Consider the following 24,287-nt stretch of genomic DNA (forward strand, 5'->3'; position numbering starts at 1 on the left):
GATCTCCCGGAACGGGCCGTTACGCTCGACTCCATGAAGAAAAGCGTGCTGACCCGCTACCGCGTCATGGCCTACGTCACCGGCGTGCTGCTGGTCCTGCTGACCCTCGGCGTGATCGCCAAGTACGGTTTCCAGCTCGACGGGGCGGCGAAGTTCACCACCGTCATCGGCATCGCGCACGGCTGGCTGTACGTGCTCTACCTGGTCGTCGCCTTCGACCTGGGCTCCAAGGCGAAACTGCCGGTCGGGCGCCAGCTGTGGGTGCTCCTGGCAGGCACGATCCCCACCGCCGCCTTCTTCGTCGAGCGCCGGATCAGCCGCGAGCTGGAGGCCAAGGTCGCGGCCCCCGTACCGGCCGCCGCCGAGGCGTAACCGCACCGCCGCACCGCCGTACCGCACGCGTACGGCGGTCAGCCGTCGACATTTACTAGGACGTCCTAGTAAATTTGAAGCATGGACGCTGACGCCATCGCAGAGGGCCGCCGACGCTGGCAGGCCCGGTACGACGCCGCACGCAAGCGCGATGCGGACTTCACCACGCTCTCCGGTGACTCCGTGGAGCCGGTGTACGGGCCCCGCGCGGGCGACGAGTACGAGGGCTTCGAGCGGATCGGCTGGCCCGGCGAGTACCCCTTCACCCGCGGGCTGTACCCGACCGGCTACCGCGGGCGGACCTGGACCATCCGCCAGTTCGCCGGGTTCGGCAACGCCGAGCAGACCAACGAGCGCTACAAGATGATCCTCGCCGCGGGCGGCGGCGGGCTCTCGGTCGCCTTCGACATGCCCACCCTGATGGGCCGCGACTCCGACGACCCGCGCTCCCTGGGCGAGGTCGGCCACTGCGGGGTGGCCATCGACTCCGCCGCCGACATGGAGGTCCTGTTCCGGGACATCCCGCTCGGCGACGTCACCACCTCGATGACGATCAGCGGGCCCGCCGTGCCCGCCTTCTGCATGTACCTGGTCGCCGCCGAACGCCAGGGCGTGGACCCCGCCGTCCTCAACGGCACGCTCCAGACGGACATCTTCAAGGAGTACATCGCCCAGAAGGAGTGGCTCTTCCAGCCCGAGCCGCACCTGCGCCTCATCGGCGACCTGATGGAGCACTGCGCGACGAAGATCCCCGCCTACAAGCCGCTGTCCGTCTCCGGCTACCACATCCGCGAGGCCGGGGCCACGGCCGCGCAGGAGCTGGCGTACACGCTCGCGGACGGCTTCGGCTACGTCGAGCTGGGCCTGAGCCGCGGCCTGGACGTGGACGTCTTCGCGCCCGGCCTGTCCTTCTTCTTCGACGCGCACGTCGACTTCTTCGAGGAGATCGCCAAGTTCCGCGCCGCCCGCCGCATCTGGGCGCGCTGGATGCGGGACGTGTACGGCGCGCGCACCGACAAGGCGCAGTGGCTGCGCTTCCACACCCAGACCGCCGGTGTCTCGCTCACCGCCCAGCAGCCGTACAACAACGTCGTGCGCACCGCCGTGGAGGCGCTCGCCGCGGTGCTCGGCGGCACCAACTCGCTGCACACCAACGCCCTGGACGAGACCCTGGCGCTGCCCAGCGAGCAGGCCGCCGAGATCGCGCTGCGCACCCAGCAGGTGCTGATGGAGGAGACCGGCGTCGCCAACGTCGCCGACCCGCTGGGCGGTTCCTGGTACGTCGAGCAGCTGACGGACCGGATCGAGGCGGACGCCGAGAAGATCTTCGACCAGATCAAGGAGCGCGGGCTGCGCGCGCACCCGGACGGGCAGCACCCGATCGGACCGGTGACCTCCGGCATCCTGCGCGGCATCGAGGACGGCTGGTTCACCGGCGAGATCGCCGAGTCCGCGTTCCGCTACCAGCAGGCGCTGGAGAAGGGGGACAAGCGGGTCGTCGGCGTCAACACGGCCACCGGCTCCGTCACCGGCGACCTGGAGATCCTGCGCGTCAGCCACGAGGTGGAGCGCGAGCAGGTGCGCGCGCTCGGGGCGCGCAAGGGCGCACGGGACGACGCGGCGGTGCGCGCCTCGCTGGACGCCATGCTGGAGGCCGCGCGCTCGGGCGCCAACATGATCGAGCCGATGCTGTCCGCGGTGCGCGCCGAGGCGACCCTCGGGGAGATCTGCGGGGTACTGCGCGAGGAGTGGGGGGTGTACACGGAGCCGGCGGGCTTCTGAGGGCCGCCCGCCTGACTCTGGCGGCTCCTGCAGGGGTGCGGACCGGCGGCTACGGGGCCGCCGGGGGCACCTGCGAGGCGGAGCCCAGCCCGAGGAGGAGTACGCCCGTGAAGCTCCGCACCCATTCCTCGTCGGCGGGCTCCGCGCTGACCAGGGTGCGGTGGACGACCGCGCCCGCGACGATGTCGAAGATCAGGTCGGCGGTGCGGGCGGCCTCCGCCGGGTCCGTCTCCGGGGGGAGTTCGCCGCGCTCCTGCGCCCGGGTGCGGCCCTCCAGGACGAGCCGTTTCTGACGCTCCACGATCGAGCCGCGGATGCGTTCGCGCAGGGCGTCGTCGCGGGTGGACTCGGCGACGACGGCCATCAGGCCGCTCTTGGCCTCGGGGCGGGCCAGGATCGCCGCGAACTGGAGGACCACGCCCTCGATGTCGGCCGCGAGGCTGCCGAGGTCGGGCAGCCGCAGTTCGTCGAAGAGTTCGGCGACGGCGTCGACGACCAGTTCGTTCTTCCCCGCCCAGCGGCGGTACAGCGTGGTCTTGGCGACCCCGGCGCGCGTGGCCACGTCGCCCAGCGTGAGCTTCGACCAGCCCAGCTCCACGAGGGCCGCCCGGGTGGCGGCCAGGATCGCCGTGTCCGCCGCGGCGCTGCGCGGGCGGCCGGCGCGGAGGGGCGGCGTGCGGCTCTGCATCCCCTGACCATAACCGTGCGTCCCCTGACCATGTCCGTACGGGATTCGAGCGGTTCCTGTGCGGCCGTGAGGGAGATCACGAGGAGGCGGTTTCGCCGAGGCACCCCGTGCCATTACGCTACGGGTCGTAGCGAAAGCGCGGACGCACCCGCGCGAGCGACGACCACACAGCAGCATCACGCATCCAGCACGCTCGTCAACCACGCACGTACGACACGCAGTACGGACCGCGGAACCCGGCGCCCGGTGGGGACCAGGCGCCCGGCGCGGTCCGGTCCGGTCAGCGGTTTTCACTCCGGCACGCGGAACGGGGGAGGATAGACGCATGCAGCCACGGAACATGTCCATGAGCGGAGTCGTCGACCTCGCCGCGGTGAAGGCGGCCCAGGAGGCCAAGGCGAAGGCGGAGCAGGCGCGCGCCCAGGCCGCCCGCGAGGGCGGGGTGGGGGCGGTGTCGCCCGCCGACCTCGTCATCGACGTCGACGAGGCCGGCTTTGAACACGATGTCCTCCAGCGCTCCGCAGAGGTACCGGTCGTCATCGACTTCTGGGCCGAGTGGTGCCAGCCCTGCAAGCAGCTGAGCCCGGTCCTGGAGCGGCTGGCCGTCGAGTACGCCGGGCGCTTCCTCCTCGCCAAGATCGATGTCGACGCCAACCAGATGCTGATGCAGCAGTTCGGCATCCAGGGGATCCCCGCGGTCTTCGCGGTGGTCGCCGGTCAGGCCCTGCCCCTCTTCCAGGGGGCGGCGGACGAGACGCAGATCCGGCAGACGCTGGACCAGCTGGTGCAGGTCGCCGAGCAGCGCTTCGGCCTGACCGGTCTCACCGTCGACCCGGAGGCCGAGCCGGGCGGCCAGGCGCCGCAGCAGGCTCCGGCCGCGGGCCCGCACGAGTCGCTGCTGAACGCGGCGGCGCAGGCGCTGGACGCCGGTGACCTCGGCGGCGCGGCCCAGGCGTACAAGAACGTCCTGGCCGAGGACCCCGGTCACCCGGAGGCCAAACTGGGTCTCGCGCAGGCGGAGTTGCTCCAGCGTGTGCAGGACCTGGACCCGCAGAGGGTCCGTCAGGAGGCGGCCGAGAAGCCGTCGGACGTACCGGCCCAGATCGCCGCCGCCGACCTGGATCTGGTGGGCGGTCATGTCGAGGACGCGTTCGGCCGGCTCATCGACACGGTGCGGCGCACCGCCGGTGAGGACCGGGACGCGGCGCGGCTGAGGCTGCTGGAGCTGTTCGAGGTCGTCGGGGCGGAGGACCCGCGGGTCGCGGCGGCGCGCAGGGCGCTGGCGCGGGCGCTGTTCTGACGGGCTGACGGGCTGACGGTTCGCCCGGTCTGTTCCGGTTCCCCGCATCCGGCGGCCGTCAAACGCCAGGGCGTGTGATGCCCGGGTGAAAGAACTGCCGGGGGCCCGCCACAGCGGCCGCGCTTTGCCAAAACTTGGCAATCGCGGCCGCTGTTACTGCAAGTAAGGGCGGGGTGTTGGTCTGCCCGGTTCCGTCCAGGCATCAACTGCTTTGTTCTGCCCATTGTTGCGACCGTGTGTCGCCATGTGCGGCCGGTGTGTCGAACTCCGGTTATCCAGCCGTTACTAGCGAGTAACGAACCCCCTTGTGCGGGCGGCCGGAATGGACCACGATCGGCGACGCTCGGTCCATTCCCGCACCCCGGCAGCCAACCGGGTCGCGGGATGTCTGGGTCCCCACCGAGCAGGGCCGGCGACAGTGGCGCCGACCCTTGGGCAGGGGGGTCTTCGCCGTCCGGCGAAGCCTGTCCAGCAAGGTTGTGCGTGATGCGTGTCAGGCGCGACCAGTGGTTGTCGCTCGGGGGTGATCGCCGGTGATTCGGGCGCGGTTCGCGCCACCGAGCGCGGGCGCTCTCCTTCCCGAGGACGTAGCACTTCTCCCATCCCTGCCCGGCCGTCCCGTCGAAACGGGGTGAGCCGAGGCCAGGAGATGTACGTCCGAGAAGGAGGAAATATGGAGTCCCAGGTGCGTGGCGGGACCAGATGGAAGCGGTTCGCTGTGGTCATGGTGCCCAGCGTCGCCGCGACGGCGGCGATAGGCGTGGCCCTGGCCCAGGGCGCGCTGGCCGCTTCGTTCAGCGTGTCGGGGCAGGAGTTCAAGGTCTCGGCCGACGAGCTCCACGGCAACGGCTTCACCCAGTACGGGGCGATCGACTCCGGATACACGCTCGCGGGCGAGAAGGCCGTGCGCCCGGTGGCGGTGTCGTCGTTCCACGACGCCACGATCAAGAAGCTCTGCCAGTCGGTCGTGACCCCGAACATCCCGCTGCTCGGGTCGATCACCCTGCGGCTGGAGGCGGGTGACAGCAGCAGCAAGGACCAGCAGGTCTCGGCCAAGAACCTGTTCATCGATGTCTCGGACCTCAAGGCCAACGCCGAGTTCCACAACATCGACATCGGTGTGGCCGCCGGTGACACCGGCAACCCCGACAAGGGTGGCAAGGGTGTCGGCATGAAGGGTGGCAAGGAACAGGCCAACCCTTACGGCTTCGCCCAGCAGGCGGAGAGCGCGGACCTGTACGGCGTGCAGCAGACGGCGTGGGCGACCACCGCCGGCACCTTCACGCTGCCCAAGCTGCACATGTCGCTGTCGACGGACCAGAAGAAGGCCGAGTGCTACTAGGCACCCGGTGACGGGCGGGGGGAGGCCCTGGGCGCCCCCCGTCCGGCCGCTCGTCGGCCGAGATCTCACACCCCCCACATCTCCACCGCACCACCACCCACAGCAACGCTGCACCAGGGAGCTGTTTTCCATGAGCGCCGAGACTTCCGCCGCGCCCGGCCAGTTCACTCGCCGGAGGCGGCAGTTCCGCGCCTGGCGGGGCAGCCGGCCGTTCTGGGCGGGGCTGTTCGTCCTGCTCGGCGGCTTGCCGATCATGTACTTCCCGTACGCCCATCTCCAGGTCGGCCATCTGACGCTGGCGATGTCCACGACCGCGGGCGCGGGCTCCCTGATCATCGGTGTGCTGCTCGTGGTCCTGGGCATCAGCCTCTGGTTCCAGAAGCACATCCGGGTCTTCGCGGGTGTCGCGTCGATCCTGCTCGGGCTGGTGTCCATCCCGGTGTCCAACTTCGGCGGCTTCCTCATGGGCTTCCTGCTCGCCCTCATCGGCGGCGCGATGGCCGTGTCCTGGGCGCCGGGCGTGCCGCCCGCGCGGCAGGACGCCGAGGGCACCGAGAGGTCCGGAGAGCCCGGCCCGGCGGACGCGGTGGACGAGTCGAACGACCTGTCAGGAACGAGCCCGGCCAACGGGGCGAACGGGAGGCACAGTGCCGGCTGACGAGGTGAACCACGGGGCTGATGTGGGAGAGTCCCGTGCGAGAACCGGGCCGCGCCACGCGGCACCCAAGAGGCCGCTGTTCACCAGGTTCCACATGCCGGCCGGCAAGGCGATAGCCACCGTGGCGATGCCCACGGCGGTCCTCGTGGGGATGGGCTTCACGTCCTCGCTCGCCCTGGCCGACAACAACAGCCATCCCAAGTCGGGCACGACGGCCTCCTCGTCCGAGACGACGCCGATGTCGCCCGAGGAGTACAAGAAGTGCGTGGAGGCGCTGGAGAAGTCCAAGGGCGACTCCTCGCCCGAGCCTTCGGACTCCGCGAGTGCCACCGACTCCGCGAAGGACAAGGACGCCAAGGACGACGAGGAGAGCAAGGACGGCAAGGACGCCAAGGGTTCGGAGAAGGGCGACGGCAAGGGGGACGGCAAGGACGGTGCAGCGGAAGGCCGTGCGCCCGCCCCGTCCACCACCGCCTCCACCGGCCCGGCCGGAACCGAGGACACCGAGAAGCAGCCCGCCACGGGCACGCACTCTTCGCCGGATTCAGGTTCCGACGACAAGGGCGCGCCCCAGGCACCGGCCACCACCTCGTCGTCCCCCTCGGCACCGGTCAAGAACGGTGGTCTGCTCGGCACCATCGGCGACGTGCTCGGCGACATCCTGACCGGCGGCAAGAAGCAGTCCCCGGCCGCCTCTCCGTCCCCGACGGCCACCTCCTCGGCGGACGCCACGAAGAAGGACCTGGACGGGAAGGGCCTCGGCAAGACCGCGTCGGACACGGTCGAGGACACCACCAAGAAGGTCACCGACACGGTCGGCGGCGCCGTGAAGGGTGTCACCGACGCGGCCTCCGGGGCGGCCGGGGACGCGGGCGACGCGGTCAAGGACGCCAAGGACGCCAAGGACAAGGCGCAGGACGCCAAGGACAAGGCGGACGAAGCGAAGGACAAGGCCGAGGACGCCACCTCCTCGCCGAGCCCGTCCACGAGCGCGGGCGCGAGCGAGAGCCCCGCCCCGGCGGACTGCCCCGCTGCGGCCACCGACGACCAGGGCGGCGTCGACAACAAGATGCCGCTGGCGGACGACCCGTGGTACCTGGACGCCAGTTCCCTGCTGCTGAAGGGCGCCAGCTACAAGGGCGTCGTCGAGGTCCGCACGGCCGACGGCACCGTCAAGAAGGTGCTGAAGTACGTCATCTCGGCGGGCACCGACATCGGTGACCTGCACCAGACGGTGAAGGACAAGGACGCCGGCAAGACGTACCACGTGCAGGCGGCCAAGGGTTCGACGTCCACGATCCGCGACGGTGACACGATCATGTACACCGAGAGCCTGTCCGGCAACCTGCTCGGACTGATCCCGGTGACGTTCAGCCCGGACAACCCGCCGCCGCTGGACATCCCGCTGATTTACTTCACCAAGGTGCACGTCGTCCAGGCCGCCCAGTTCGGCGGCACCCTCACCATCCCGGGCATGCACCTGTACACCACCGACTGACCTGTACACCACCGACTGATCCGTACACCACCGACTGATCCGGGAGCCGCGACACGAGGGCGCCCCCGCCGTTCCCGGCGGGGGCGCCCTCGGTGTGTACGACGGTCCGTACGGGCGGACGTCAGTCGCGCTCGCCGCCGCCCAGGTGGTGGACGCGGACCATGTTGGTGGTGCCGGGGACGCCGGGCGGGGAGCCCGCGGTGATGATCACGATGTCACCCGCGTTGAACCGCTTGAGCTTGATCAGCTCCTGGTCGACCAGGTCGACCATCTCGTCGGTGCTGTTGACGAACGGCGCCACGTGCGACTCCACGCCCCAGCTGAGCGCCAGCTGGTTGCGGGTGGACTCGTCGGTGGTGAAGGCCAGGATCGGCTGCGTCGCGCGGTAGCGGGACAGCCGGCGGGCCGTGTCGCCGGACTGGGTGAAGGCCACCAGGCCCTTGCCGCCGAGGAAGTCGGCGATCTCGGCGGCGGCACGGGCCACCGAACCGCCCTGCGTGCGCGGCTTCTTGCCGGGCACCAGCGGCTGGAGGCCCTTGGACAGCAGCTCCTCCTCGGCCGCCGCGACGATCTTCGACATCGTCTTGACGGTCTCGATCGGGTACGCGCCCACGCTCGACTCGGCGGACAGCATCACCGCGTCGGCGCCGTCCAGGATCGCGTTGGCCACGTCGGAGGCCTCGGCGCGGGTCGGCCGGGAGTTGGTGATCATCGACTCCATCATCTGGGTCGCCACGATCACCGGCTTGGCGTTGCGCCGGCACAGCTCGATCAGGCGCTTCTGCACCATGGGGACCTTTTCGAGCGGGTACTCGACGGCGAGGTCGCCGCGGGCGACCATCACACCGTCGAACGCCATCACGACGTCCTCCATGTTCTCCACCGCCTGGGGCTTCTCCACCTTGGCGATGACGGGGACGCGGCGGCCCTCCTCGTCCATGACGCGGTGGACGTCGCCGACGTCCTTGGCGTCCCGGACGAAGGACAGCGCCACCATGTCGCAGCCCATGCGCAGCGCGAACCGCAGGTCCTCGATGTCCTTCTCGGACAGCGCGGGCACGTTCACGGCGGCGCCGGGCAGGTTGATGCCCTTGTGGTCGGAGATGACACCGCCCTCGATGACGATCGTCTTCACCCGCGGACCCTCGACGTCCAGGACCTTCAGCTCGACGTTGCCGTCGTTGATCAGGACCTGGTCGCCGCGCGAGACGTCGCCCGGCAGCCCCTTGTACGTCGTGCCGCAGATCTGCTTGTCGCCCGCGACGTCCTCGGTCGTGATGGTGAACTCGTCACCGCGCTCCAGCTCGACCGGGCCCTCGGCGAAGGTCTCCAGCCGGATCTTCGGGCCCTGGAGGTCGGCGAGGACCGCGATGGCCCGGCCGGTCTCCTTGGCCGCGGCACGGACCCGGTCGTACCGGCCCTGGTGCTCGGCGTGCGTGCCGTGGCTGAAGTTGAAGCGGGCCACGTTCATGCCGGCTTCGATCAGCGAGACGAGCTGCTCGTGGGAGTCGACCGCGGGGCCGAGGGTACAGACGATTTTCGAACGGCGCATGGGGCGATCCTAACGGTTTGTTTCGCTGCGGAATATTCCGTCTGGCGGAATATACAAGTGGGCGGGTCCGCGCTCAGTCGAGTGCCGGTGGAAGTGCCGGTGGAAGTGCCCGTCGAATTCGCTTGTCCTCGCTTGTCCTTGATTGTCTTCCGTCGTTCGTTCCTTGCTCGTGCCCTACTCGTGCTTTCCGACGAGTGCGTAGGTCTGCGCGGCGATCTCCATTTCCTCGTCCGTGGGCACCACGGCCACCGCGACCCGCGCGCCGTCCGGGGAGATCAGCCGCGCCTCACCGCCGCGCACGGCGTTCCGCGCGCCGTCCACCTCCAGGCCCAGCCCCGCAAGGCCCGCCACCGCCGCCGCGCGCACGAAGCCGGCGTTCTCCCCGACCCCGGCGGTGAAGGCGACGGCGTCCACCGTGCCGAGTACCGCGTAATAGGCGCCGATGTACTTCTTCAGCCGGTGGATGTAGATCTCGAACGCGAGCCGCGCCTGCTCGTCGCCCTCGTCCATCCGGCGCCGTATCTCCCGCATGTCGTTGTCGCCGCACAGGCCGAACAGACCGCTCCTCTTGTTGAGGAGAGTGTCGATCTCGTCCATGGACATTCCGCCGACGCGCTGCAAATGGAAGATGACCGCCGGGTCGAGGTCGCCCGAACGGGTTCCCATCACCAGGCCCTCCAGCGGCGTGAGCCCCATGGAGGTGTCCACGCACCGCCCGGCCCGCACTGCCGAGGCGGACGCCCCGTTGCCCAGGTGCAGCACGATCACGTTGACGTCCTCGGGGGAGCGGCCCAGCAGCTCGGCCGTCCGGCGCGAGACATAGGCGTGCGAGGTGCCGTGGAAGCCGTAGCGCCGCACCCGGTAGCGGTCGGCGACCTTGGTCTCGATGGCGTAGCGGGCGGCGGACTCCGGCATCGTGGTGTGGAAGGCCGTGTCGAAGACGGCGACCTGCGGCAGGTCCGGGCGCAGGGCCCGCGCCGTGCGGATGCCGGTGAGGTTGGCGGGGTTGTGCAGCGGCGCCACCGGGATCAGCCGCTCGATCTCGGTGAGCACCGCGTCGTCGATGACGGTCGGCTCGGTGAAGAACATGCCGCCGTGCACCACGCGGTGCCCGATCGCGGCCAGTTCGGGGGAGTCCAGGCCGAGGCCGTCGTGGGCCAGTTCCCCGGCGACGGCCTTGAGGGCGGCGTCGTGGTCGGCGATCGGGCCGTTCTGCTCGCGGGTCTCGCCGGTGGCCGGGCAGGTGTGCTTGAGCCGGGAGGTCTGCTCGCCGATGCGCTCGACCAGGCCCGTGGCGAGCCGGCTCGCGTCGCGCATGTCGAGGAGCTGGTACTTCAGGGACGAGGAGCCGGAGTTGAGGACGAGGACACGGGTCGCGTTCACGGGGGCAGGGGTTCTCTCTCGGACGTCAGCGGGCGGGTGCGGCGGGTGCGGCGGGTGCGGCGGGTGCGGCGGGTGCGGCGGGTGCGGCGGGTGCGGCGGGTGTCCGGGCCTGGTCTTGGTCCTGGGCCTGGTCCTGGGCCTGGATCGCGGTGATGGCGACGGTGTTGACGATGTCCTGGACGAGCGCGCCGCGGGACAGGTCGTTGACCGGTTTGCGCAGCCCCTGGAGGACCGGGCCGACCGCGATGGCGCCGGCCGAGCGCTGCACGGCCTTGTAGGTGTTGTTGCCGGTGTTCAGGTCCGGGAAGACCAGCACGCTGGCCTGCCCGGCGACCTCCGAGCCGGGCAGCTTGGTCGCGGCCACCGAGGGCTCCACGGCCGCGTCGTACTGGATGGGCCCCTCGATCATCAGGTCCGGGCGGCGCAGCCGGACCAGGTCGGTCGCCTCGCGCACCTTGTCGACGTCGGCGCCGGTGCCGGAGGTGCCGGTGGAGTACGACAGCATGGCGATCCGCGGCTCGACGCCGAACTGGGCGGCGGTGGCCGCCGACTGCACGGCGATGTCGGCGAGCTGCTCGGCGTCCGGATCGGGGTTGACGGCGCAGTCGCCGTAGACGAGCACCTTGTCGGCCAGGCACATGAAGAAGACCGAGGAGACGATCGACGCCTCCGGCTTCGTCTTGATGATCTCGAAGGCGGGCCGGATGGTCGCGGCCGTGGAGTGCACGGAGCCGGAGACCATGCCGTCGGCCAGGCCCTGCTGCACCATCAGCGTGCCGAAGTAGTTCACGTCGGAGACCACGTCGTACGCCAGCTCGACCGTGACGCCCTTGTGGGCGCGCAGCCGGGCGTACTGCTCGGCGAAGGCGTCGCGCAGCTCGGAGACGGCCGGGTCGATGAGCTGGGTGGTGCCGAGGTCGATGCCGAGGTCGGCGGCCTTCTTGCGGATCGTCTCCACCGGGCCGAGCAGGGTCAGCTCGCACACCCCGCGGCGCAGCAGCACCTCCGCCGCGTGCAGCACGCGTTCCTCGGTGCCCTCGGGCAGCACGACCCGGCGCAGGTCGGAGCGGGCCTGTTCGAGGAGCTTGTGCTCGAACATCATCGGGGTGAGCCGGTCGCTGCTGGGCGCGGAGACCCGTTTGCTGAGGTCGGCGGTGTCGACGTACCGCTCGAACAGGCCGAGCGCGGTCTCCGCCTTGCGCGGGGTGGCCGCGTTCAGCTTGCCCTCCAGGGAGAACAGGCGTTCGGCGGTGGGGAAGCTGTTGCCGGAGACCGAGACGACCGGGGTGCCGGGCGCGAGCCGGGCGGCCAGGGTGAGGATCTCCTCGCCGGGCTCCTCGTTCAGCGTGAGCAGCACACCGGCGATGGGCGGGGTGCCGGCGCTGTGCGCGGCGAGCGAGCCGACGACCAGGTCGGCGCGGTCCCCGGGCGTGACGACCAGGCAGCCGGGGGTGAGCGCCTTGAGCAGGTTGGGCAGCATGGCGCCGCCGAAGACGAAGTCGAGCGCGTCGCGGGCGAGCCCCGACTCGTCGCCGAGCAGGATCCTGCCGTCCAGGACGTGGGTGATCTGCGCGACGGTCGGCGCGGACAGGGCCGGTTCGTCGGGCACCACGAAGCAGGGCACGGGCAGGCGGCCGGTCAGCCGCCCGGCTATCTCGTCGCGGTCCTCGCGGGCCACCCGGTTGGTGACCATGGCCAGCACGTCGCAGCCGAGGCCGTCGTAGGCGCGGTAGGCGTTGCGGGTCTCGGCGAGCACGGACTCGGCGCTCTGCTTGCGGCCGCCGACGACGGGCAGCACCGAGGCGCCGAACTCGTTGGCGAACCGGGCGTTGAGGGACAGCTCGTCCGGGAGCTGGGTGTCGGCGAAGTCGGTGCCGAGGACGAGCACGACGTCGTAGTCGCGGGCCACCCGGTGGAAGCGGTCGACGAGTGTGGAGACCAGCTCGTCGGTGCCCTGCTCGGCCTGGAGGGCGGACGCCTCCTGGTAGCCCATGCCGTAGACGGTCGCCGGGTCCTGCGTCAGCCGGTAGCGGGAGCGCAGCAGTTCGAAGAGCCGGTCCGGACCGTCGTGGACGAGCGGGCGGAAGACGCCCACCCGGTCGACCTGCCGGGTCAGCAGCTCCATGACACCCAGCTCGACGACCTGGCGGCCGTCGCCGCGGTCGATGCCGGACACGTACACGCTGCGGGTCACGCGAACACTCCGTTTCCTCGGGTTCCTCGGGTTCCTGGGCTTCCTCGGGTTCCTGAGCTTCCCGAGCCTCCTGGGCCTTGGCGGGGGCGTCCGGGCCGCTCGGGGACAAAAATCGCCCACCGAGGTGAGCGGAACCCTCTTGACAATACCCCTGCCGGTAGATAAGGCGCCCGTCAAGTGGACAGGCCCCCGGCCAAGACGAAGCCGCCCGTGGAACATGAAACAATCGGACCGGATCACCGGTGTCAACAGTGGGCAGGAGACACAGCACGATGCGTATCGGAGTTCTCACGGCGGGCGGCGACTGTCCGGGGCTGAACGCGGTGATCCGGTCGGTGGTGCACCGAGCGGTCACGGCCTACGGAGACGAGGTCATCGGCTTCGAGGACGGCTACGCGGGCCTGCTCGACGGGCGCTACCGCGAGCTGGACCTCAACGCGGTCAGCGGCATCCTCGCCCGCGGCGGCACCATCCTCGGCTCCTCCCGGCTGGAGCGCGACCGGCTCCGCGAGGCGTGCGAGAACGCCTCCGACATGATCCACCGCTTCGGCATCGACGCGCTCATCCCGATCGGCGGCGAGGGCACCCTGACCGCCGCGCGGATGCTGTCCGACGCCGGACTGCCGGTGGTGGGCGTGCCCAAGACCATCGACAACGACATCTCCTCCACCGACCGCACCTTCGGCTTCGACACCGCCGTCGGCGTCGCCACCGAGGCGATGGACCGCCTGAAGACCACCGCCGAGTCCCACCAGCGGGTCATGGTCGTCGAGGTCATGGGCCGGCACGCGGGCTGGATCGCCCTGGAGTCCGGCATGGCCGCCGGCGCCCACGGCATCTGCCTGCCCGAGCGCCCCTTCGATCCGGCCGACCTGGTCAAGATGGTCGAGGAGCGCTTCTCCCGCGGCAAGAAGTTCGCCGTGATCTGCGTCGCCGAGGGCGCCCACCCCGCTGAGGGCAGCATGGACTACGGCAAGGGCGCCATCGACAAGTTCGGCCACGAGCGCTTCCAGGGCATCGGCACGGCCCTGGCGTACGAGCTGGAGCGCCGGCTCGGCAAGGAGGCCAAGCCGGTCATCCTCGGCCACGTCCAGCGCGGCGGCGTCCCCACCGCCTACGACCGCGTCCTCGCCACCCGCTTCGGCTGGCACGCGGTGGAGGCGGCGCACCAGGGCCACTTCGGCCGTATGACCTCGCTGCGCGGCACCGACATCGTGATGGTCCCGCTCGCCGAGGCCGTCACCGAACTGAAGACGGTGCCGAAGGACCGCATGGACGAGGCCGAGTCGGTCTTCTAGGACCTCGGCGGGGCCTGTGGCCTTCTAGGACCTCGGCGGGGCCTGTGGCAGGGGGGCGGCTACGGAGCCGCCTCCACCCGGGTCCAGAAGTGCTCCACGATCCGGTCGAGGAAGTCCCGCCCGGCGTCCCCCGCTTCCCCGGCCGCGCTGCCCGCGGCCCAGCTCAGCGAGGCGACCATCTGCCCCTGGTAGTCCTGGTGCAGGGCCTGGAGGGCCTGTTCCAGGAGCGGCCGCCCGAGCGGCACCACCTTGGCCACCGGGCGCACATACCCCTGCCAGCGGGTGCCGACAGCGCTGCGCAGCAGCTCGGCCAGGTGCTCCTCGCGCCCGGTGACGGCCACGAAGTCGGGCAGGTCCAGGGCGAGCGCCCCGGCCAGCGCCGCCGTCTGCCGCTCGGTGCCGCGCCACTCCTCGCGCTCCTCCATGCGCAGATAGCGGGGGAGTTCGAGACCCACGGCACGGGCCACGTCCTCCGGCCGCAGCCCCCGGGCGATGCGGTGCTCGCGCAGCGTGCGCGGGCGCGCGATCAGATCACCCGGCGCGCACCACAGCGCCCCGGCCAGCGCCGCCAGCTCGGGCCCCGAGGGCGCGGCGGACCCGCGCTCCCAGGCGATCACCAGATCGGGGGTGATGTACGGCAGCCCGTAGGAGACCCGCATGCCGTGGGCGACGTGCTCGGGGCCCATGCCGAGGGCGGCGCGGATCCGGCGGGCGGCGGGGGCGTCGAAGGGGAGGACGGGTGGTGGTCGGTGCACGGCCACAACGTAGGAGCCCGCGGGGCCGCTGACCACGGGCCGTTCCCACAGGATCACGGGTTGTACGAACCTACGGGCGCCCGGTCCCGATTCCTCCGGACTGTCCGTCGCGGCGCGCGGCGCGGCTCACCGCCCCGGCACCCACCGGTACACCAGCTCCGGGCGGCCCACCTGCCCGTACAGCGGTCGCCGGGCGGCGCGGCCGGCGTCCACCAGATGCTCCAGATAGCGGCGGGCCGTGATCCGCGAGATGCCGACCGCTTCGGCGAGACCGGCCGCCGTCAGGCCCTCCCCGGCGTCGCGCAGCGCGCCCGTCACCCGTTGCAGGGTCGGGGCGCTCAGGCCCTTGGGCAGCGCCGCCGGGCCGGGCGCGCGCAGCGCGGCGAGCGCCCGGTCGACCTCCTCCTGGCCGCCCGCCTCACCGGCCGCCGCCCGGAACTCCGCGTAGCGGACGAGCCGGTCCCGCAGCGTGGCGAAGGTGAACGGCTTCAGGACGTACTGCACCACGCCCAGCGAGACCCCCTCCCGCACCACCGCCAGATCCCGGGCCGAGGTCACCGCGATCACGTCCGCGTGGTGGCCGGCGGCCCGCAGCGAGCGGGCGAGCTGGAGGCCGTGCACGTCCGGCAGGTGCAGATCCAGGAGGAGCAGGTCCACCGGGGTGCGCTCCAGCGCCCGGCGGGCCTCGGCGCCGGTGTGCGCCTTGCCGACGGCGGTGAAGCCCGGCACCCGGCCCACGTACAGGACATGGGCGTCCGCCGCGACCGGGTCGTCCTCCACGACCAGGACCCGGATGGGCGGCTGCTTTGGCGGCGGACCGCCCGGTCCCTCCGGCCCACCTGCCGCGTCCGGATCGCCGGGTCCGCCGGGTCCGCCGGGTCGTCCGTGCGGATGCCCGTGTCCCCGGGCTCGTCTGCCGGTGCCGTCGTCCGTCATGCGCCGCGTCCCGCCTGTCCTGCTCGCCCTGAGTGTCTCGCCTGCCCGGCCGGTGTCCGGCCGCTGCCGTCGTCCGTACGGGGTCCGGGAACGCCGTCGGTGGCGGGACCGGCCGGACCGGCCGCATCGGCGGGCCCGCTCAGCGGGAGCCGGGCCTCGAACGCCGCCCCGCCCTCCGCGGCCGCCGCCACCGTCAGCGTGCCCCGGTGCCGCTGCACCGCCTGCCGGGCCAGCGCGAGCCCGAGCCCCCGGCCGCCGGGACCGGTCGGCTTGGTCGAGTAGCCGCGCTGGAAGACCAGGTCCGTGTGGTCGGGGTCGACGCCCGGACCGCTGTCGGCGACCCGCAGCAGCAGCTCGCCGCCCTCCCGGCCCGCCCCGCCTTCTGCGTTCACCGTGACCGTCACCCGGGCCCGCGCACCGCCCTGGGCCGCGTCCACCGCGTTGTCGATGAGATTGCCGAGGATCGTCACCAGGTCCCGGGCGGGCAGGGCGGCGGGCAGCAGTCCGTCGTCCAGACCGCTGTCCTCGGACACCACCAGCTCCACGCCCCGCTCGTTGGCCTGCGCGGTCTTGCCGAGCAGCAGCGCGGCCAGCACCGGTTCGCCGACCGCGGCGACCACCTGGTCGGTCAGGGCCTGGGCCAGCTCCAGCTCCGCCGTGGCGAACTCCACCGCTTCCTCGGCCCGGCCCAGCTCGATCAGCGAGACCACTGTGTGCAGCCGGTTCGCCGCCTCGTGCGCCTGCGAGCGCAGCGCCTGGGTGAAACCGCGCTCCGAGTCCAGCTCGCCCATCAGCGACTGGAGCTCGGTGACATCGCGCAGGGTGACCACCGTGCCCCGGCGCTCACCGCCGGAGACGGGGGAGGTGTTCACCACCAGGACCCGCGAGTCCGTGAGGTGCACCTCGTCCACCCGCGGCTCGGACGCCAGCAGGGCCCCGGTCAGCGGGGCGGGCAGCCCGAGCCCGGCCACCGAGCGGCCCACCACCTCCGCCTCGCCGCTGGCGCCGCCCACCCCGAGCAGTTCCCGGCCGCCGTCGTTGATGAGGGCCACCCGGTAGTGCGCGTCCAGCATCAGCAGCCCCTCGCGCACCGCGTGCAGCGCCGCCTGGTGGTAGTCGTGCATCCGGCTCAGCTCGTCCGCGTTCATCCCGTGGGTGTGCCGGCGCAGCCGCGCGTTGATGACGTACGTGGCGACCGCGCCCAGCGCCAGGATGCCCGCCGCGACCCCGAACAGCGCCGTGACCTGCTCCTGCACCCGCCGGCTTATCGCCTCCACCTTGATCCCGGCGCTGACCAGGCCGACGACGCGCCCGTCGGCGTCCTCGACGGGGGTGACCGCGCGGACGGAGGGGCCCAGGGTGCCCGTGTACGTCTCGGTGAAGGACTCGCCGTGCCGGGCGCGGGAGATGTTGCCGAGGAAGGGCCGGCCGATCTCGCCGGGGTCCGGGTGGGTCCAGCGGATGCCCTGAGGCGTCATGATCGTCACGAAGTCGACGCCGGTGTCCCGCTGCACCTTCAGCGCGTACGGCTGGAGCAGCGCGGTGGGGTCCGCGGTGCCGATCGCGGACCGTACCGAGGGGGAGTCGGCGATGGAGCGGGCCACCGCCGTGGTCTGGCGGCGGGCCGCGCTCTCCGCCTGGCCGCGGTCGCTGACGAAGGTGAACAGCGCGTATCCGGCCACGACGAGCGCCAGCAGCACGGCCTGCATGGCGAAGAGCTGGCCCGCCAGGCTGCGGGGTCTCGGGAGGACGGTCAGGCGCATGCCGTTCAGTCTGCCTCCGAGCCGTGGCGTGAACTAAATGAACGGAAGGGTGACCGCCCTCACACGAGAGGAGATAGTCGCGGCATCCCCGAATTCCCCCGGACGTGAGCCGCACGCCGGTGATGCCGATGACGTCGTCAAGGAGGGCCGCCGTGACCAGCACAGCCGATACGGCACCTGCCGCGCCCGCAGCAGGGCCCGGCCCCGCAGCCAAGCGGGACCGCACCCACTTCCTCTACCTGGCGGTGATCGCCGCGGTGGTCCTCGGTGTCGCCGTCGGGTTCGCCGCGCCGGACACCGCCAAGGAACTCAAGCCGCTGGGCACCGGCTTCGTGAACCTGATCAAGATGATGATCTCCCCGATCATCTTCTGCACGATCGTGCTGGGCGTCGGTTCGGTGCGCAAGGCGGCCAAGGTCGGCAAGGTGGGCGGCCTCGCCCTCGGCTACTTCATCGCGATGTCGTTCGTCGCGCTGGCCATCGGCCTGGTGATCGGCAACCTGGTCCACCCGGGCAGCGGCATGCACCTCACCGAGGCCGTCAAGGGCGTCGGCCACGCCCAGGCGGACGCCGCCAAGGAGGGCCCGGTCGACTTCGTGCTCGGGATCATCCCGACCACGCTGGTGTCGTCCTTCACCGAGGGCGAGGTGCTCCAGACCCTGCTGGTCGCGCTGCTCGTCGGGTTCGCGCTCCAGGCCATGGGCCGCAAGGGCGAGCCGGTGCTGCGCGGGGTGGAGCACATCCAGCGGCTGGTCTTCCGCATCCTCGCCATGATCATGTGGGCCGCGCCCATCGGTGCCTTCGGCGCCATGGCCGCCGTGGTGGGCGAGACGGGCGTCGACGCCCTGAAGGCGCTCGCCACGATCATGTTCGGCTTCTACGTCACCTGTCTGCTCTTCGTGATCGTGGTGCTCGGCGCCCTGACGCGGCTGGTGGCCGGGGTCAACATCTTCCAGCTGCTGAAGTACCTGGGCCGGGAGTTCCTGCTGATCCTGTCCACGTCCTCGTCGGAGTCCGCGCTGCCCCGGCTGATCGCCAAGATGGAGCACCTGGGCGTGAGCCGCCCGGTCGTCGGCATCACCGTGCCGACCGGCTACTCCTTCAACCTCGACGGCACCATGATCTACCTGACCATGGCCTCGCTGTTCATCGCGGATGCCATGGACCAGCCGCTCTCCATCGGCCAGCAGATCACCCTGCTGCTGTTCATGATGATCGCCTCCAAGGGCGCGGCGGGCGTCACCGGCGCCGGTCTGGCCACGCTCGCCGGTGCCCTCCAGTCCCACAAGCCCGCCCTGGTGGACGGCGTCGGCCTCATCGTCGGCATCGACCGCTTCATGAGCGAGGCCCGCGCCCTCACCAACTTCGCGGGCAACGCCGTCGCCACCCTGCTGATCGGCACCTGGACCGGCGAGGTCGACCAGGACCGGGTGCGGCGGGTGCTCGCGGGGGACCTGCCCTTCGACGAGCGGACGCTGCTCGACGACTCGGACGACGCCGGTGACTCCGGCGGCTCCGGTGACTCCGGTACGGCCGCGGCCGGTTCCGGACTGCCCGAGCAGCGCGAGGACGGCGGGAAGGAACTCGCCAAGGCGTGAGGCCCTGACGCCCTCGTACGCCCTCCGCCCCCTCCGTACGCCCTCCGCTCCCTCTACGTCCCTTGCTCCCCCCCCGTACGTCCCCTGCTCCCTCCGTACGCCCCCTGCTCCGGACGCCCGGCTCTGCCTGAACCCGGGCCGGGCGTCCGGCCACCACCCCTGAGCCGCCGAGCGGCCGGGCCCCTCTCCCCCGTCGGGCCCGGCCGCTCGGCCTTTTCGCGCGCCGGGGAGACCGGGACCCGCCGCACCTCCCGGGGACCAGCCGTCCGGCCCCTCGGCCGTACAGCCGCTCAGCCGCTCAGCCGGGCCACCAGCGCCCCCGCCGCAGCGGCCGGCATCCCCGCCGAGGTGAGGACGGTGACGGCCGCCGAACGCCCCGCGTCGGGCGCCGCGAGCAGACCGTCGTTCACCGCCTCCATCAGCGCGAACATCACCTGTTCGTGGACGTAGGCGAGGGCGGCGGCGGGCAGCGGCGAGCTGAAGACGCCCTCGTCGAGACCGCTCTGGAGGACCTCCGCGCAACTGGCCCGCACGGGCGTCAGGCGCTCGCGGATGCCCTGCATGGTGACCGTGCGCTGGGCGAGCGCCACCAGCAGCCGGTAGCGGTCGGCGATGGGCCAGATCCCCAGCACGGAACGTGCCAGCGCCTCCGCCGGGTCGGCGGCGCCCGCGCGCCCGGCGGCGTGCGCGTCCGCCAGCGTCTGCACGGCGTCGTCGACGAGCGTGCTGATCAGCGCCTCGCGGCTGGGGAAGTGCCCGTACACCGTGCGCCGTACCACCCCCGCGGCGCGCGCGATCTGGTCCATGGACGCGTCGGGGTCGCGCAGCAGCTCGGCGAGGGCGACGTCGAGGATGCGGCGCCGATTGGCGTCGGCGCGCGTGGTGTTGCCCGTGGTCATGGCTGACATTGTGCCCTCCTCGCGACTTGCACAGCTCTGTGCAACGACGTACATTGCACATCGTTGTGCAACTGCACAGCTCTGTGCAAGTAGTTGTCGTGCACGTCTCGTCGCGCACCCGAGGAAGGCGACCCCTGCCATGCGACTCGTCATGACCGAACCGGTCGGACCGACGGACCGCCCCTACGCCCGGCGCTGGTGGGCGCTCCTGGTGCTCTGCCTGAGCCTGCTGATCATCGTGATGGCCAACACCGCCCTCACGGTCGCCGCCCCCGACATGACCCGCGACCTGGGCCTGTCCGGCGCCGATCTGCAATGGGTGATCGACGGCTACACCGTCCCGTACGCGGCCCTGATGCTGCTGCTCGGCGCGATCGGCGACAAGTACAGCCGCCGGGGCGCGCTCGTCCTCGGCCTCGTCGTCTTCGGCGGCGGCGCCGTCTTCGGCTCACTGGCCGACAGTGCCGCCACCGTCATCGCGGCCCGCGCGGTCATGGGCGTCGGCGCCGCGCTGATCATGCCCGCCACGCTCTCCCTGCTGGCCGCGACCTTCCCGCGCGCCGAACGAGCCAAGGCCATCACCCTGTGGACCGCCACCGCCGGACTCGCCATCGCGGCCGGACCGGTCGTCGCCGGAGCGCTGCTGAAGAACCACGGCTGGGCCTCGACGTTCCTGATCAACGTGCCCATCGCCGCCGTCGCCCTGGTCGCGGCCTTCGTCCTCGTCCCGCCGTCCCGGGCCGGGCACCACGACCGCATCGACTACGTCGGCGGAGCGCTGTCCGTGCTGTGGATCGGCGCGCTGGTCTACATGATCATCGAGGGGCCGCACTTCGGCTGGGACGCCAAGGCGATCACCGCCGCCGTCGTCGCGGGCGCGGGCCTGGTGGCCTTCGTCCTGTGGGAGCTGCGCCACCCGCGCCCCATCCTGGACGTACGCCGCTTCACCGGCCGCCGCTTCGCGGGCTCCAACCTCGCCGTCGCCCTGTTCTTCCTGGCTGTCTTCGGTGCCTTCTACTACCTCACCCAGCACCTCCAGTTCGTCCTCGGCTACGACGCCCTCGCCACCGGTGTGCGCATGCTGCCGCTGGCCGGAGCGGTCTTCGCCGGCTCCGCCCTCACCGGCTACCTCACCCCGCGCGTCGGCATGAAGTGGACGGTCACCGCGGGCATGGTCGGCGGCACCGTCGCCCTCGCCCTGCTCACCCGGGTCGACGGCGCCTCCTCCTACGGCGACTTCGTGGCCCCGCTGATCGTGCTCGGCCTGGCCATCGGCCTCGCCCTCTCGCCCTGCACCGACGCCATCATGGGCGCCTTCCCCGAGTCCGAACTCGGCGTCGGCGGCGCCGTCAACGACACCTCGCTGGAACTCGGCGGCTCGCTCGGCATCGCCATCCTCGGCTCGCTGCTGTCCACCTCGTACTCCGGCCACCTCGCCGACGCGACCGCGGGCAGCAAGCTCCCGGCGGACACCCTGGCCACCGCCCAGGACTCGGTCGGCGCCGGTTACGCCGTCGCCCAGGGCATCGGCGACAAGGCCCAGCAGCTCGCCGAGCGCGCCGCCCGCACCGCCGACCCGCAGCAGGCCGCCCAGCTCAAGGCCCAGGCGGGACAGCTCGTCGAGGGCGCCCGGCAGATGAAGGACGCGGTCGGCTCCTCCTTCGCCGACGCCGTCTCCCACACCAGCCTGATCGGCGCCGTCATCCTCGGCGCGGGCACCCTCGCGGTGGCCCTGCTGCTGCCCCGCGGCACCCACCGCGACCAGGAGCCCGCCGCGGCGGAGCAGACGAAGGCGGAGAACTCCGAGGTCGGCGCCCTGAACTGAAACGCCCTCGGCGGCGTCTCTCACCCCGATGCACTACCGTGCCGTGCCGGATCACCGTCCGGCACGGCACGCCCGCGTGTACGGGCGCACACAGCGGAAGACGCAGATGGAGGGCAACGGGGGATGGCGATCGACTGGGACCGGCGCACCTGCGCGCGCAAGGGCCATGTGACCTACGCGCCGGACGACCCCCGGCTGCGCATCCGGCTGCACGCAGACACCCCGCTCGGCGAGGTCTGGCGCTGCCTGCGCTGCGGCGACTTCGTCCTCGGCGAGCCGCACGGCTCGGGCCCGGCCGCAGACGCCCCGCTGGTGCCGCGCGGCAAGGTGCTGCGGGACCTGTTCATCCTGCGCTTCCTGGCCCTGGAACGGGTGGTGCGCGGCGTCTTCATCGTCCTCGTCGCGGTCGCCGTCTGGAAATTTAGCAACAGCCAGGACGCGGTACGCCGCCTCTTCAACGAATACCTCGACGTCTTCCGCCCCGTCTTCAGGCACTTCCACTACGACCTCGACCATTCACCGGTCGTCGGCACCATCCAGAAGACCTTCGGCTACAAGCACTCCACCCTGCTCCTCGTCGCCGGCCTGCTGCTCGCCTACGCCCTGATCGAGATCGTCGAGGCGGTCGGCCTCTGGTACGCCAGACGCTGGGCCGAATACCTCACGGTGGTCGCCACCGCCGCCTTCCTCCCGCTGGAGATCTACGAACTCACCGAGCACATCAGCGCCGTGAAGATCACCACCCTCACCCTCAACATCCTCGCCGTCCTCTACATCGCCCTCACCAAACGCCTCTTCGGCCTCCGCGGCGGCCGCCGAGCCTTCGACGAGGAACGCCACAGCGCGTCCTTGATGGAGGTGGAACACTCGGCGGGGGTGCTGATCTGAGGGTCGGCGGGCGGAGGCTGACGGGAGGACGGGGCGGTGCGGATCCACATCAGCGCGGACATGGAGGGCGTCACCGGGCTGGTGGACGCGGAGGACGTCCAGCCCGGCGGCCGGGACTACGAGCGCGGCAGACTGCTGATGGCCCAGGACGTCAACGCGGTTGTACGCGGCGCCGTAGCGGCCGGTGCCACCGAGATCACCGTCAACGACGCGCACGGCCCGATGCGCAACCTGCTCCCCGAGGCGCTCCACCCGGCGGCCCGCCTCATCCGCGGCAAGCCCAAGACCATGGGCATGCTCGAAGGGCTGCGCCCCGACCACGACGCCATGGTCTGCGTCGGCTACCACGCCCGCGCGGGCGCCCTCGGCGTACTCAGCCACAGCTTCATGGGGCACGAGATCGAGGACATGTGGCTGGACGGCCGTCCCGTCGGCGAGATCGGCCTGGCGCACGCCACCGCCGCCGCCCTCGGCGTACCGCTCGCCCTGCTCACCGGGGACGACCGGGCCTGCCGGGAACTGACGGAGTGGGACGCCTCGGTGCCGACCGTGGCCGTGAAATACGCCCGGGACCGGTTCGCGGCGGAACTCCGCCCCACCGACGAGTCCCACGCGGCCATCGAGGAAGCGGCCACGACCGCACTTGCCGCACCCCGTACGCGGCCCCGGCCTCCCGCCGCCCCCGCCACCCTCACGGTCCGCTGGCAGTCGGCATCCGTGGCCTCGGTACTCCTGGGCATCCCGGGAGTCACCTCACCCGACTCCCGGACGGTCGAGACCCGGGGCACTGTGCCCGGCCTCTACCGGCAGTTCGGCGTGTGGATGCGGGTGGCGTCCTCGCTGACCAATCAGGCGCCGTACTGCTGACGGCCGGCGCGAGGCCGAGGTGATTCCTGCGGTCGTCGGCGACAGACGTGGGACCATCGCCGGTATGACTTCTGCTGATCTGGGGGCGGGACCACCCATGTCGAACTCACTGGGGCAACCGCCGCCGCCCGGTCGGCCGGCGCGTGAGCGCTGAAGGCCACGGCAGGACAGCAACGTGGGCGAAGGCCCTCGCCGCGGTCGTTCTCCTCGTCCTCGTGCCTCTGGTGATCTACTTCATGGTCTCCTTCCAAGGGGCAACCGCGTTCCCTTGGTGAATGTGAGGCTTACGGTTCGCGCGAAAGATGCTCCGATGAGCCAGTACTTCGACATGGGCGGCGAGACCCTGTGGAACCCCTCCAACGAGGCTTCCGGTCTGTTCCGCCGCCAAGTGGCGGTCTTCGAGGCGGAACTGGAACTCCCCTCGGGCATCGGGCCCATGGAGAACGACGAGTGCGAGATCGATCCGGCCGCCTTCGAGGTCTTCGTCGATGCCCTGCTGGCGCTGCACCGGGAAACGGACCATGCCGTAGTGCTCGCGCTCCGCGAAGGGTTCACCGTTACCGTGCTGGTCCTCGCGGAGCGCGCGGGGATCGGGGCGGACCGGGCACGGCTCGGATCCGCCGCTGCCGGGCTGCGGGAGAAGGCACATGAGCTGGGACGGCGTATGCCGCGCTGAACGCAGACGGTGT

General features: G+C 71.5%; 20 protein-coding genes. 12 read left to right on the plus strand and 8 right to left on the minus strand.

The features are described from left to right. Positions 1–33 precede the first annotated feature (33 nt). Both B086_RS0137040 and B086_RS0137045 read left to right on the plus strand, forming a co-directional pair. Complete coding sequence (locus B086_RS0137040) at positions 34–372, plus strand: DUF3817 domain-containing protein (protein WP_026253170.1); 339 nt, start codon at positions 34–36, stop codon at positions 370–372. A gap of 81 nt (positions 373–453) precedes the next feature. Further along, positions 454–2,154, plus strand: a complete 1,701-nt coding sequence (locus B086_RS0137045) for an acyl-CoA mutase large subunit family protein (protein WP_018571497.1) — start codon at positions 454–456, stop codon at positions 2,152–2,154. 49 nt (positions 2,155–2,203) lie between these two features. Here the strand turns inward: B086_RS0137045 and B086_RS0137050 are convergent, their stop codons facing one another. Continuing rightward, a complete protein-coding gene (locus tag B086_RS0137050) occupies positions 2,204–2,842 on the minus strand; it encodes a TetR/AcrR family transcriptional regulator (protein ID WP_018571498.1) in 639 nt (212 codons plus the stop codon). Between the two features lie 325 nt (positions 2,843–3,167). On the opposite strand from B086_RS0137050, the gene B086_RS0137055 reads away from it, so the two are divergent. The 4 genes from B086_RS0137055 (at position 3,168) to B086_RS0137070 (ending at position 7,640) form a co-directional block, all read left to right on the plus strand. Further along, entirely contained in the window at positions 3,168–4,142 is a 975-nt protein-coding gene (locus B086_RS0137055; RefSeq protein WP_026253171.1) for a tetratricopeptide repeat protein, read from the plus strand. A gap of 673 nt (positions 4,143–4,815) precedes the next feature. Continuing rightward, a complete protein-coding gene (locus B086_RS0137060) occupies positions 4,816–5,484 on the plus strand; it encodes a DUF6230 family protein (RefSeq protein WP_018571500.1) in 669 nt (222 codons plus the stop codon). Between the two features lie 130 nt (positions 5,485–5,614). Then, positions 5,615–6,142: a DUF6114 domain-containing protein gene (locus B086_RS0137065; protein WP_018571501.1), complete on the plus strand. Its 528-nt coding sequence runs from the start codon at positions 5,615–5,617 to the stop codon at positions 6,140–6,142. Positions 6,143–6,236: 94 nt separating this feature from the next. Next, positions 6,237–7,640, plus strand: a complete 1,404-nt coding sequence (locus B086_RS0137070; protein ID WP_018571502.1) for a hypothetical protein — start codon at positions 6,237–6,239, stop codon at positions 7,638–7,640. Positions 7,641–7,761: 121 nt separating this feature from the next. Here B086_RS0137070 and pyk read toward each other — a convergent pair whose 3' ends face one another. The 3 genes from pyk to pta form a co-directional block, all read right to left on the minus strand. Next, positions 7,762–9,192, minus strand: coding sequence for a pyruvate kinase (gene pyk, locus B086_RS0137075; RefSeq protein WP_018571503.1), 1,431 nt, complete (start codon positions 9,190–9,192; stop codon positions 7,762–7,764). Between the two features lie 174 nt (positions 9,193–9,366). Then, positions 9,367–10,575 (minus strand): acetate kinase, encoded by a 1,209-nt coding sequence (locus tag B086_RS0137080; protein ID WP_018571504.1) that lies wholly within the window; start codon positions 10,573–10,575, stop codon positions 9,367–9,369. Positions 10,576–10,600: 25 nt separating this feature from the next. Then, complete coding sequence (gene pta, locus B086_RS0137085) at positions 10,601–12,769, minus strand: phosphate acetyltransferase (RefSeq protein ID WP_018571505.1); 2,169 nt, start codon at positions 12,767–12,769, stop codon at positions 10,601–10,603. A gap of 272 nt (positions 12,770–13,041) precedes the next feature. On the opposite strand from pta, the gene B086_RS0137090 reads away from it, so the two are divergent. Continuing rightward, positions 13,042–14,067: an ATP-dependent 6-phosphofructokinase gene (locus tag B086_RS0137090; protein WP_018571506.1), complete on the plus strand. Its 1,026-nt coding sequence runs from the start codon at positions 13,042–13,044 to the stop codon at positions 14,065–14,067. Between the two features lie 59 nt (positions 14,068–14,126). On the opposite strand, the gene B086_RS0137095 is transcribed toward B086_RS0137090, so the two are convergent. The 3 genes from B086_RS0137095 to B086_RS0137105 form a co-directional block, all read right to left on the minus strand. Further along, positions 14,127–14,822 carry a helix-turn-helix domain-containing protein gene (locus B086_RS0137095; RefSeq protein ID WP_234029436.1) on the minus strand — a complete coding sequence of 232 codons (696 nt, stop codon included), beginning with the start codon at positions 14,820–14,822 and terminating at the stop codon, positions 14,127–14,129. Between the two features lie 126 nt (positions 14,823–14,948). Continuing rightward, positions 14,949–15,602 carry a response regulator gene (locus B086_RS0137100; RefSeq protein ID WP_018571508.1) on the minus strand — a complete coding sequence of 218 codons (654 nt, stop codon included), beginning with the start codon at positions 15,600–15,602 and terminating at the stop codon, positions 14,949–14,951. 152 nt (positions 15,603–15,754) lie between these two features. Further along, entirely contained in the window at positions 15,755–17,521 is a 1,767-nt protein-coding gene (locus tag B086_RS0137105; protein WP_018571509.1) for a sensor histidine kinase, read from the minus strand. 128 nt (positions 17,522–17,649) lie between these two features. On the opposite strand from B086_RS0137105, the gene B086_RS41625 reads away from it, so the two are divergent. Then, complete coding sequence (locus B086_RS41625; RefSeq protein WP_086024386.1) at positions 17,650–19,119, plus strand: cation:dicarboxylate symporter family transporter; 1,470 nt, start codon at positions 17,650–17,652, stop codon at positions 19,117–19,119. A gap of 290 nt (positions 19,120–19,409) precedes the next feature. Here the strand turns inward: B086_RS41625 and B086_RS0137115 are convergent, their stop codons facing one another. Next, the gene (locus tag B086_RS0137115; protein ID WP_026253173.1) at positions 19,410–20,027 is read right to left on the minus strand and encodes a TetR/AcrR family transcriptional regulator; all 618 of its coding nucleotides are present in this window, start codon (positions 20,025–20,027) and stop codon (positions 19,410–19,412) included. Between the two features lie 130 nt (positions 20,028–20,157). Between B086_RS0137115 and B086_RS0137120 the strand changes: the two genes are divergently transcribed. The 4 genes from B086_RS0137120 (at position 20,158) to B086_RS41630 (ending at position 24,274) form a co-directional block, all read left to right on the plus strand. After that, positions 20,158–21,843, plus strand: a complete 1,686-nt coding sequence (locus B086_RS0137120) for an MFS transporter (protein WP_018571512.1) — start codon at positions 20,158–20,160, stop codon at positions 21,841–21,843. A gap of 123 nt (positions 21,844–21,966) precedes the next feature. Next, entirely contained in the window at positions 21,967–22,731 is a 765-nt protein-coding gene (locus tag B086_RS0137125) for a DUF2127 domain-containing protein (protein ID WP_018571513.1), read from the plus strand. A 36-nt stretch (positions 22,732–22,767) separates the two neighbouring features. Continuing rightward, the gene (locus B086_RS0137130) at positions 22,768–23,598 is read left to right on the plus strand and encodes a M55 family metallopeptidase (RefSeq protein WP_018571514.1); all 831 of its coding nucleotides are present in this window, start codon (positions 22,768–22,770) and stop codon (positions 23,596–23,598) included. Between the two features lie 310 nt (positions 23,599–23,908). Then, complete coding sequence (locus tag B086_RS41630; RefSeq protein WP_018571515.1) at positions 23,909–24,274, plus strand: DUF6086 family protein; 366 nt, start codon at positions 23,909–23,911, stop codon at positions 24,272–24,274. Positions 24,275–24,287 lie beyond the last annotated feature (13 nt).

Origin of the sequence: Streptomyces sp. PsTaAH-124, assembly GCF_000373685.1 — a bacterium.
GTDB classification, from domain to species: Bacteria; Actinomycetota; Actinomycetes; order Streptomycetales; family Streptomycetaceae; genus Streptomyces; species Streptomyces andamanensis.

Excerpts from the sequence above, each read along its gene's own strand:
- B086_RS0137065 (WP_018571501.1), top strand. The coding sequence starts at position 5,615 with ATGAGCGCCGAGACTTCCGCCGCGCCCGGCCAGTTCACTCGCCGGAGG.
- B086_RS0137070 (WP_018571502.1), top strand. The coding sequence starts at position 6,237 with ATGCCGGCCGGCAAGGCGATAGCCACCGTGGCGATGCCCACGGCGGTC.
- B086_RS0137105 (WP_018571509.1), bottom strand. The coding sequence starts at position 17,521 with ATGCGCCTGACCGTCCTCCCGAGACCCCGCAGCCTGGCGGGCCAGCTC.
- B086_RS0137050 (WP_018571498.1), bottom strand. The coding sequence starts at position 2,842 with ATGCAGAGCCGCACGCCGCCCCTCCGCGCCGGCCGCCCGCGCAGCGCC.
- B086_RS0137120 (WP_018571512.1), top strand. The coding sequence starts at position 20,158 with ATGCGACTCGTCATGACCGAACCGGTCGGACCGACGGACCGCCCCTAC.
- B086_RS0137045 (WP_018571497.1), top strand. The coding sequence starts at position 454 with ATGGACGCTGACGCCATCGCAGAGGGCCGCCGACGCTGGCAGGCCCGG.
- pyk (WP_018571503.1), bottom strand. The coding sequence starts at position 9,192 with ATGCGCCGTTCGAAAATCGTCTGTACCCTCGGCCCCGCGGTCGACTCC.
- B086_RS0137040 (WP_026253170.1), top strand. The coding sequence starts at position 34 with ATGAAGAAAAGCGTGCTGACCCGCTACCGCGTCATGGCCTACGTCACC.
- B086_RS0137115 (WP_026253173.1), bottom strand. The coding sequence starts at position 20,027 with ATGTCAGCCATGACCACGGGCAACACCACGCGCGCCGACGCCAATCGG.
- B086_RS41625 (WP_086024386.1), top strand. The coding sequence starts at position 17,650 with ATGACGTCGTCAAGGAGGGCCGCCGTGACCAGCACAGCCGATACGGCA.
- B086_RS0137125 (WP_018571513.1), top strand. The coding sequence starts at position 21,967 with ATGGCGATCGACTGGGACCGGCGCACCTGCGCGCGCAAGGGCCATGTG.
- B086_RS0137055 (WP_026253171.1), top strand. The coding sequence starts at position 3,168 with ATGCAGCCACGGAACATGTCCATGAGCGGAGTCGTCGACCTCGCCGCG.
- B086_RS0137060 (WP_018571500.1), top strand. The coding sequence starts at position 4,816 with ATGGAGTCCCAGGTGCGTGGCGGGACCAGATGGAAGCGGTTCGCTGTG.
- B086_RS0137090 (WP_018571506.1), top strand. The coding sequence starts at position 13,042 with ATGCGTATCGGAGTTCTCACGGCGGGCGGCGACTGTCCGGGGCTGAAC.
- B086_RS41630 (WP_018571515.1), top strand. The coding sequence starts at position 23,909 with ATGAGCCAGTACTTCGACATGGGCGGCGAGACCCTGTGGAACCCCTCC.